General features: G+C 62.3%; 10 protein-coding genes. 8 read left to right on the forward strand and 2 right to left on the reverse strand.

Going from position 1 to position 9608, the window contains the following annotated elements:
- Positions 1–9: 9 nt before the first annotated feature.
- Entirely contained in the window at positions 10–684 is a 675-nt protein-coding gene (blrA, locus tag AB5Y94_RS05880; RefSeq protein WP_252602887.1) for a beta-lactam response regulator transcription factor BlrA, read from the reverse strand.
- 122 nt (positions 685–806) lie between these two features.
- Between blrA and AB5Y94_RS05885 the strand changes: the two genes are divergently transcribed.
- The gene (locus tag AB5Y94_RS05885; RefSeq protein WP_005307234.1) at positions 807–1580 is read left to right on the forward strand and encodes a DeoR/GlpR family DNA-binding transcription regulator; all 774 of its coding nucleotides are present in this window, start codon (positions 807–809) and stop codon (positions 1578–1580) included.
- Positions 1581–1631: 51 nt separating this feature from the next.
- The gene (gene glmS / locus AB5Y94_RS05890; protein WP_024942398.1) at positions 1632–3464 is read left to right on the forward strand and encodes a glutamine--fructose-6-phosphate transaminase (isomerizing); all 1833 of its coding nucleotides are present in this window, start codon (positions 1632–1634) and stop codon (positions 3462–3464) included.
- Positions 3465–3533: 69 nt separating this feature from the next.
- Here glmS and AB5Y94_RS05895 read toward each other — a convergent pair whose 3' ends face one another.
- Positions 3534–4310: a LuxR family transcriptional regulator gene (locus tag AB5Y94_RS05895; protein WP_016352388.1), complete on the reverse strand. Its 777-nt coding sequence runs from the start codon at positions 4308–4310 to the stop codon at positions 3534–3536.
- Between the two features lie 209 nt (positions 4311–4519).
- On the opposite strand from AB5Y94_RS05895, the gene AB5Y94_RS05900 reads away from it, so the two are divergent.
- The 6 genes from AB5Y94_RS05900 to AB5Y94_RS05925 are packed head-to-tail and all read left to right on the forward strand — an operon-like array spanning position 4520 to position 9350.
- Positions 4520–5281: a DUF3450 domain-containing protein gene (locus AB5Y94_RS05900; protein WP_368205169.1), complete on the forward strand. Its 762-nt coding sequence runs from the start codon at positions 4520–4522 to the stop codon at positions 5279–5281.
- Positions 5278–6585, forward strand: a complete 1308-nt coding sequence (locus AB5Y94_RS05905; protein ID WP_368205170.1) for a MotA/TolQ/ExbB proton channel family protein — start codon at positions 5278–5280, stop codon at positions 6583–6585. The genes AB5Y94_RS05900 and AB5Y94_RS05905 overlap by 4 nt, the downstream gene beginning before the upstream one ends.
- Positions 6582–7112, forward strand: coding sequence for a MotA/TolQ/ExbB proton channel family protein (locus AB5Y94_RS05910; RefSeq protein WP_005307253.1), 531 nt, complete (start codon positions 6582–6584; stop codon positions 7110–7112). Before AB5Y94_RS05905 ends, AB5Y94_RS05910 begins: the two co-directional genes overlap by 4 nt.
- The gene (locus AB5Y94_RS05915; protein ID WP_010635580.1) at positions 7109–7510 is read left to right on the forward strand and encodes a biopolymer transporter ExbD; all 402 of its coding nucleotides are present in this window, start codon (positions 7109–7111) and stop codon (positions 7508–7510) included. Before AB5Y94_RS05910 ends, AB5Y94_RS05915 begins: the two co-directional genes overlap by 4 nt.
- A complete protein-coding gene (locus AB5Y94_RS05920; RefSeq protein ID WP_017766612.1) occupies positions 7507–8169 on the forward strand; it encodes an energy transducer TonB in 663 nt (220 codons plus the stop codon). Before AB5Y94_RS05915 ends, AB5Y94_RS05920 begins: the two co-directional genes overlap by 4 nt.
- 2 nt (positions 8170–8171) lie before the next feature.
- On the forward strand, positions 8172–9350 hold the full coding sequence (locus AB5Y94_RS05925; protein WP_368205171.1) for a hypothetical protein: 1179 nt from the start codon (positions 8172–8174) through the stop codon (positions 9348–9350).
- Positions 9351–9608 lie beyond the last annotated feature (258 nt).

A 9608-nucleotide genomic window follows, 5' to 3' on the forward strand; every position in this document is an offset into this window, starting at 1 on the left:
ACCGTCTGTTCATGCCAGCTCCAGGCTGTAACCCAATCCGCGGTGGGTCAGGATCAGGTTGGCGTCCGGATCCCGCTCTCGCAGCTTGGCGCGGATGGTCTTGATGTGGGTGTCGACGGTGCGATCCAGGCTCTCCTCCGCCCCGCTCCACACCAGATCCATCAGCTGCTGGCGGGAGTAGACCCGGCCCGGCGTCAGCATCAGGGTCTTGAGCAGCAGGTACTCGTAGCGAGTGAGCGCCAGCGGCTGGCCGTGAAAGCTGATGCGGGCCCGCTCCTCGTCCAGGGTGAGTGTCTGGCTCGGCTGGGGGGCGGCTGGCTGGCTGCGGCGCAGGATGACCCGCACCCTGGCGCACACCTCGCGGGGCGAGAAGGGCTTGGCCACGTAGTCGTCGGCGCCTATCTCCAGCCCGATCAGCCGGTCTATCTCTTCGCTGCGGGCGGTGAGGAACATCAGGGGGACGTCGCAGCGGGCTCGTACCTCCTTGCACAGCTCGAAGCCGCTGATGTCCGGCAACCCCACATCCAGGATCAGGAAGTCGGGGCGCGACTGAGCAAGTCGCGCCAGCAACGGCTGGCCGAGGGAAAACCACTCCACCTCGAAACCGTCGGTTTGCAGGGCATAGATCAGGGTGTCGGCGATGCTGGCTTCATCTTCTACCAGCCAGATGGTTCGTTTTTGCATGGCATCCTCGTCGCAAATCAGCCCCCCATTCTGGCATCGAACCATATCGGATCCTATTTGCCGTTTGATTTTTCCAGAAAAGGCATTAATATTTCGAAATTCTTTCGAATCGAAACTTTAAGATGACCAAACGTAATACTCAGCAGCGCCGTCACACCATAGTGAGCCTGGTGCAGGAGCAGGGTGAAGTGAGCGTCGATGCCCTGGCCAAGCACTTCTCCACCTCCGAGGTGACCATTCGCAAAGATCTGGCCGTGCTGGAGACCGGTGGTCTGTTGCTGCGTCGTTACGGTGGCGCCGTGCCCCTGCCCAGCGAGATGGTGGTGGACGGCAATCCAGAGCAAGTTTCGAAACGAAAGCTGGCTATCGCCAAGGCGGCGGCAGAGCGGATCCGCGATCACAACCGCGTCATCATCGACAGCGGCACCACCACCAGCGCCATGATCCCGCTGCTCGGCAACAAGCGCGGTCTCATCGTGATGACCAACTCCCTCAATGTGGCCGGTGCCCTGCGCGAGCTGGAAAACGAGCCTACCCTGTTAATGACGGGAGGCACATGGGACCCCCACTCCGAATCCTTCCAGGGTCAGGTGGCGGAGCAGGTGCTGCGCTCCTATGACTTCGACCAGCTGTTCATCGGTGCCGATGGCATCGATCCGGAACGCGGTACCACCACCTTCAACGAGCTGGTGGGCCTGTCCCGGGTGATGGCCGAGGTGTCGCGGGAGGTCATCGTCATGGTGGAGTCGGAAAAGATCGGCCGCAAGATCCCCAATCTCGAACTGCCCTGGTCCAGCATCCATACCCTGGTGACCGACGAGGGGCTGGCCATCTCGGCCAGAGAACGAATTCAGGCCAAGGGGATCCAGCTGATCTGCGCCCCCGTGGCAGTCTGACCTGAACAAATGATTATCCAACCGAATCAATAGCGTCCTAAGGAGAAGTGTATGTGTGGCATCGTCGGGGCCGTCGCCCAACGTGATGTGGCTGAAATTCTGGTAGAGGGTCTGCGCCGTCTGGAATACCGCGGCTACGACTCGGCCGGTGTGGCCGTGTTCAGCGCCAGTCAGCCGCTGCAGCGGGTGCGTCGCCTCGGCAAGGTAGCCGAGCTGGCCAAGGCGCTGGACGAACAGTCCGTGCACGGCGGTACCGGTATCGCCCACACCCGCTGGGCCACTCACGGCGAACCGTCCGAGCGCAACGCTCACCCCCACGTCTCCGAACATATCGTGGTGGTGCACAACGGCATCATCGAGAACCACGAAGAGCTGCGGGAAGAGTTGAAGGCGCTGGGCTATGTGTTCAGCTCCGACACGGATACCGAGGTGATCGCCCACCTGGTGCACCACGAGCTGAAATCCGCCCCCAGCCTGCTGGCTGCCATGCAGGTGGCGGTGAAGCAGCTGCGCGGCGCCTACGGCACAGTGGTGATGGACAGCCGTGACGACAGCCGTGTGGTGGTGGCCCGTTCCGGCTCCCCGCTGGTGATCGGCCGCGGCATCGGCGAGAACTTCATCGCTTCCGACCAGATGGCGCTGCTGCCGGTGACCCGTCGCTTTATCTTCCTGGAAGAGGGTGACGTGGCCGAAGTGACCCGTCGCGACGTGCACATCTTCGATACCCACGGCGAGGCAGTGGTGCGTGAAGAGCAGGAGTCCGAACTCTCCCACGACGCCGGTGACAAGGGCGAGTATCGCCACTACATGCTCAAAGAGATCCACGAGCAACCCAAGGCCATCACCAACACCCTGGAAGGGCGTCTGGGTGGTGATCACGTGGTGGTCGAGTCGTTCGGCAACGGTGCGCGCGCCATCTTCGACAAGGTCGATCACGTGCAGATCGTCGCCTGCGGCACCTCCTATCACTCCGGCATGGTGGCTCGCTACTGGTTCGAAGAGATCGCCGGCGTCTCCTGCGACGTGGAGATAGCCTCCGAATTCCGCTATCGCAAGTCGGTGGTGCGCCCCAACAGCCTGCTGGTGACCCTCTCCCAGAGCGGCGAGACCGCCGATACCCTAGCCGCCCTGCGCCTGGCCAAAGAGTCCGGCTACATGAGCTCGCTGGCCATCTGCAACGTGCCGGGCTCCTCCCTGGTGCGTGAATCGGATCTGGCCTTTATGACCCGTGCCGGTGCCGAGATCGGTGTGGCCTCCACCAAGGCGTTCACCACCCAGCTGGCCGGTCTGCTGATGCTGGTGGCCTCCATCGGTCGTTGCCGCGGCCACCTGAGCGCCGCCGCCGAAGCCGAGTTGGTCAAGGCGCTGCAGGCCCTGCCGCTGCGCATCAAGGAGAGCCTGGCGCTGGCCAAGGATATCGAGGCCCTGGCCGAAGAGTTTGCCGACAAGCACCACAGCCTGTTCCTGGGTCGCGGCAGCCAGTACCCCATCGCCATGGAAGGGGCACTCAAGCTCAAAGAGATCTCCTACATTCACGCCGAGGCCTATGCCGCCGGTGAGTTGAAGCACGGTCCGCTGGCGCTGATCGATGCCGAGATGCCCATCATAGTGGTGGCGCCGAACAACGATCTGCTGGAGAAGCTCAAGTCCAACGTGGAAGAGGTGCGTGCCCGTGGCGGTATCCTCTACGTCTTCGCCGATGCCGATACCGGCTTCAAGAGCGACGAGACCATGCGGGTGATGAGCCTGAACCACGTGGAAGAGGTGATCGCGCCGATCGTCTATACCGTGCCGCTGCAGTTGCTCTCCTACCATGTTGCCCTCATCAAGGGCACCGACGTGGATCAGCCGCGCAACCTGGCGAAATCCGTGACGGTGGAATAAGCCGTCGCCGGAAATGAAAAAAGAGCCGCATTGCGGCTCTTTTTTATTGGCTGTGCTGCCGGGCTGGCGTCACGACAACCGCAGGTTGGTGATGGTCACGTCGTCCAGCGAGGGCACTATGATGCCGCTGGAGATGCTCTTGGCGATCGCCTGGTTGCGGTTCTTCGAGTCGGTCTTGTTGGTAACCTGATTGAGGTGGAAGTTCACGGTCCGCTCGCTGATGCCGAGGATGGTGGCGATCTCCCAGGAGGTCTTGCCCTCGCTGGCCCAGAACAGGCACTCCTTCTCCCGATCGGACAGCTCGGTCAGGTACTTCATCAGGTCCGGCCTGCTCTTTATCAGCTGCAGCGCCGAGTTGAAGATGTAGCTGGCGCAGAACGACAGCAAGGGAACGTTTTCAAACATCAGATCGGAATTGGACTTCTCCTTGCTGATGAAGGAGAGGATGCCGTGTTCCCCCTGCGGCGTGTGCAGCGGGAAAGAGACACCGTTTCTCACCCCGAAGTCGGCCGCCAGGTTCATCACCTCCCGGCTGGCGCTGGGCAGCCAGGGGGAGTCGCAGTCGAGCTTGTTCCAGAAGATGGGCTGGGTCTGTTTCAGCCCCAGGAAGACGACCGGATCCTGGGTCAGGTAGTGCCGCTCCGAATAGGCATCGAACCAGCTGGTGGGGCAGTTGTTGAACAACGCCACATGGGATTTCTGCATGCTGATGGGGAAAATAATCAGCAAACGAAAGTAATCAAAGCCCATCTGGTGACTGAAGCGCTCCAGCTGCTGCTGGATGTCGCTGGTCTTCTTGGCCTTGGTGAACCGATCGATATGTTCCCAGATCGCATCGTTGAACATGAACTTCTCCTTTTTCGATCTCTATCACATTGATCGAAAAGATATTTTTTATTTATTAATTTGGTGTTGTGACGAACAACGCCAGTGACTCCCGTGCTTGCTTAAAAATTATCCTGTTTTTTCAGCCGAAGGCCAACAAAATCATCTGATTGCCACTGACCCTCCACTCTGAGACAATGAGAATAGTTATCATTGTTAAGATTTATATCATGAACAAGTTTTGGGGTTTGGCCTTGTTGCCACTGTCAGTCCACTTCGCTGCCGGCGCCGACGAGCTGGTCGCGCCGGCACTGAAAAACAGCATAGCTGCCGGGAAAGCCTCCCAGCAGCGCGTGGAAAAAGCCGCCGATGCGGCCGTTGCCGCCAGGCTGGAGCTGCAGAATGCGCAGCTGCAACTGCGCGATCTGGAAGCCTACAACCGCTACATGCAGTCTCTGGTGGCCGATCAGCAAAATGAGCTGGGCAAGCTGAGTCAGCAGCTGGAGGCGGTACAGGAGACCCGGCAGGGCCTGATCCCGCTGATGCTGCAGATGCAGGCCGATCTGGAGCAGCTGGTACAAAATGACATTCCGCTGCGCAAGGAAGATCGCCTGGCGCGAGTTGAACAGTTGAAAGCCACTCTGGCCAGGGCTGACGTGAGCGAGGCGGAGAAGTTCCGCCAGCTGCTGCAGGCCTACCAGATCGAAGCGGAATATGGCAGCAGGCTCGACAGTTATGCCGCCGAACTGGTGCTGGACGGCGCGCCGCGCCGGGTCGACGTGCTGGCGGTGGGCCGGGTCTCCCTGTTGGCGATGACCGCCGATCGTTCCCAGGCGTGGCGCTGGTCCGCGCACAACAAGCAGTGGCAGCTCCTCGACAGCCAGTGGCTCTCTCCCATCGCTGAGGCGCTGGAGATGGCTGCCGACAAGAAGGTTCCCCAGTTGTTGAATGTCCCCCTTTCCGTCAGCCGTGGTCAGGAGGCCCAGTCATGAGCGTCACCATGAAGTGGTTCCCCCTCGCCCTCGCCCTCTCTCTGGGCACCACTGCCGCCGTGGCCGACGAAGCCTGGCAGCAGCAGGAACAGGTCCGTGAACAGCAGGCACAGCAGGATCTGGCGTCCGTCTCCAAGGAGCTGAACAGTGCCCGCGCCAAGCTGGCCGAGGCCCAGCGCCTGAGCAAGGAGCTGGCCAGCCAGTTCGCCACCAATGAGAAGCAGCTGGTGGAGCTCAATGCCCAGTGGGAGCAGGCCTCCGGCGACATGAACGAGATCTTTGCGGTCACCCGTCAGGGGGCCAGCGATGCGGTCAAGCTGCTGAGTGAATCCGCGGTCGAAGGTCAGTACCCCGAGCGCCTCGCGCCGCTCAAGGCGATGGCACAGGAGAAGCAGGTACCGGATCGCGCCGCCCTCGCCCTGCTGCCTGCCACCCTGCAGCAGGAGATCCGCGAGTCGGGCCGGGTTGCCCAGTTCAACGGCAAGGTGCTGGATGCCCAGGGGACGGCCAGCGAGCAGCAACTGACCCGGGTCGGCAGCTTCGCGCTGTTTGGCGAGCAGGGGTTCCTGCAGCCAACAGCCGAAGGCCTGAGCCCGGTGCTGGGCCTGCCCGGCAACGTGCTCTCCGCCGCGGCCGCCTATCAGGGCCAGGAAGGAGAAGCGCTGCCGCTGGATCCCTCCCACGGCACCTTGCTGGCGATGCTGGCGCAGGCGCCCACCTTCTGGCAGCAAGTCCAGCAGGGCGGCCAGGTCGGCGCCATCATAGTGCTGCTGGCCGCCATCGGCCTGGGGATCGCCGGGGTGCGGCTGTGGAGCCTCTCCCGTGAACTGGGTCGGGTTCGTCGCCAGCTCAAGAGCGGTGAATATCATGCCGACAACGCCCTCGGTCGGGTGTTGACGGTGGCAGACACGCATCCAGAGCTGAGCATGGAGACCCTCGAGCTGCGTCTCGATGAGGCGATCCTGCAGGAGACCCCTCGTATGGAGCGTGGCATCGGCATGGTCAAGGTGATCGCGGCCATTGCCCCCATGCTGGGGCTGCTCGGTACCGTGACCGGGATGATCGGCACCTTCCAGGCCATCACCCAGTTCGGCACCGGCGATCCCAAGATCATGGCGGGCGGCATCTCCATGGCACTGGTCACCACGGTACAGGGTCTGGTCGCGGCCATTCCGCTGATCCTGGCCCACAGCCTGCTGCAATCCCGCTTCACCGAGCTCTCCAACGTGCTGGAGCAGCAGGTGGCCGGCATTCTGGCCGAGCGGGCCGAAAGCAACCGTGACGGGATGGAGCGGGCGGCATGATGCTCGACATCTGGCAACAGCTGCAGAGCTTCATGGGTCGTGGCGGCCCGGTGCTCTGGGTCATTCTGGCCCTGCTGGTGCTGATGTGGATTCTGATGATCGAGCGGCTGCTCTACCTCAATCTGGGGTTTGCCCCGCTGCAGCGCCAGCTGCTCGGCCGCTGGCAGGCCCGCAGCGAGCGTCACAGCTGGCACGCTCGGGCGATTCGCGGGCGCTGGCTGGCCGAGGCCGAGCTTGAGCTCAACCGTCATCTGATCTTCATCCGCACCCTGGTGGTGCTCTGCCCCATGCTGGGGCTGCTGGGTACCGTGACCGGCATGATAGGCGTATTCGATGCGTTGGCCGCGGCCAACCGCTTTAACCCGGAGAGTATGGCGGGCGGGATCTCCCGTGCCACCATCCCCACCATGGCTGGCATGGTGGTCGCTCTCTCCGGCGTGTTGTTACTCAGCCGGCTCGAGAGCCAGGCCAAGCGTGCGCTGGCCAAGACCCGGGACGGCCTGCGAGAAGAGAAGGTAATGCAATGAGACGGCAATCCAAACGCCAGCGCGACGAAGTGCAGATCGACATGACCCCCATGCTGGATATCGTGTTCATCATGCTGATCTTCTTTATTGTCACCACCTCCTTTGTGCGCGAAGCCGGGCTCGAGGTGCACAGGCCCCAGGCCAGCCAGGCCAAGGCGCAGAAGTCCTCCAGCATCATGCTGGCGATCGGTCCCCAAGGGCAGATATTCCTCGACCGCAAGCAGATCGACGTGGAGCGAGTTCAGGCCAGCGTCGCCCGCCTGCTGGCGGAACAGCCCGATGCCAGCCTGGTGATCCAGGCCGACGAGCGGGTTCCCCACGGCAAGGTGGTGCGGGTGATGGATGAGGCCAAGGCGGCGGGCATCGCCAACATCGCCGTGGCGGTGGCACCGAAATGAAATACAAGCTGATGAGCCTGGGACTGGGGATTGCCCTCAGTCTGGGGATCCTGTTGTTCATGGCTACTCTGGTGGAGCCGCCCAGAGGGGAGAAGGCGAGCGCCGAGCAGAAGTCCATCGTCATCAACATGCAGAACGAGGTGACCGAGGTGCAGGTGCGCGAGCGCCCGGTACCCCAGGAGCCGGAACCCCTGCCGGAGCCGCCTGCCGCGCTGGCCTCGACGCCGCTGCCTATGCCGGCGGCGGCCCCGCTGCCCTCGGTGCAGCCGAGCCTGGATCTGGTCTCCAGCCTCAGCGCGGTGCAGGTCTATGCCCCTGGCGTTGCGACCAGTCCCAACCCGGTCGCGAGCGGCAACTTCCATGGCCAGCAGCAAGGTGCCGGGATCGGCGCCGGCGACATGCTGATGCCATTGCAGCGGATCGAGCCAGTCTATCCCTATCGGGCCCAGCAGGCCGGCATCGAAGGGTCGGTGACCCTGCGTTTCAGCGTCGATGCCGACGGTCGGGTACAGGATGTGGAAGTGGTCGAGGCCAAGCCGAAGCGTCAGTTCGAGCGGGCGGCCATTCAGGCGATCAACAAGTGGCGCTATCAGCCTAGGCCGGGTGCCACCGACAAGCTGGTACAAGTCATCACGCTCAAATTCAAACTGGAGTCATAACTATGTTGCGGATCTGGATCTGTGTGCTGGCCCTGGTCAGCCAAGCCTGTCTGGCGATGGAGGTGAGCCCTCTTTTCTCCCGCCAGCTGGAGCCCGTGATGAAGCTCTATCAGTCCGGCCAGTGGCAACAGGCCCAGAGCAAGGCATCCGGCCTCAAACCAAATAGCGAGGCTGAGCGCGCTTGGCTGGCCCAGTTGCAGGCGTCCCTGGCTGCCAACCTGCAGCAGACCGCGCAGGCGAGCCGTTACGTGGAGCAGGCGTTGGCCTATAAAGAGTGGCCCGAGCAGCAACAGCTGCAACTGCTGCGGCTGCGCGGCGACATCCAGGCCCAGCAATCCAACTGGACCGGCGCCATCGCCAGCTACAAGGCCGCGTTGGCCATCAAGGCTGATGATGCTTTGCGCCTGCGTCTGGCCGGCCTCCATTACCACAACAAGCAGTATGGTGAGGCGGCCAGCCAGAGTGAACAGCTGTTGAAGAAGAGCTGGCAGAAGCAGGCAGCCATCATCCGCCTCTCCGCTCTCACCGCGCTGCAGCGCTACACTGTGGCCGCCGATCAGGCCGAAGAGCTGATCCGTCACGAGCCGACAGAGAGCAAGTGGTGGCAACAGGCGGTGTCGCTCAACCTCTCCGCCAAGCGCGGCTATCAGGCGCTGGCTCTGCTGCAAACCGCCATCGACAGTCAGCTGATGGATGATGCCGCCGCCCGTAACCAGCTGATCCGCCTGTACGCCTGGCAGGGGCTGCCCTATCGCGGCGCCCGCCTGCTGGAAGCTGCCATGGCGAAGGGACAGATGAAGCAAAGCGCTGAGAACCGTCAGCTGTTGGCCCAGTTGTGGGAAGGGGCGCGCGAGTGGCCGAAGGCTGTCGACAGCTGGCAACTGCTCGCCCGTGAGCATGCTCATCCCAAGGCGGCCATGCGCGCCGCCGAGCTGCTGTTGCAACAAGGCAAAACAGATGCCGCCATGACCCAGCTCGCGGCCATCAAGTCGGTGAAAGGGGAGCAAGGCAACAGGGCCAAGGCACTGCTGGTGCAAGCACACCTTAATAAGGAGCAGTATGCCGAGGCGCTGGTGCTGGCCCGTGAACTGCAGCAGCAGGGCAACTGGCAGCAGCGGGCTACCAGCTGGGTCAACTATATCCAGGCTCAAAGCGAAGAGTTGAGCAAAAAAGCGGCGTGAAACCGGGTGGAAACCTGTGATTAGAGGGCTTTAGTCTGCTTTTTCAGCAAACGAACGCATTTTTGCAAAAAGCCCTTGTCATCGCGGCGCGCCTCCCTATAATGCGCCCTCACCAGCACGGCAGAACACGCCAACCTGATGAGCTCGCTTCCTCGTGAAGCCTGCGCCGAAAGAAAAGCGAAAACAAGCGCTTGACTTTCGAAGTGAGGAAGGTATTATACGCCACCTCAGCGCGACAAGCGCCACGCTCTTTAACAA

The organism is Aeromonas sp. s5 (genome assembly GCF_040907865.1).
GTDB lineage: Bacteria > Pseudomonadota > Gammaproteobacteria > Enterobacterales > Aeromonadaceae > Aeromonas > Aeromonas dhakensis.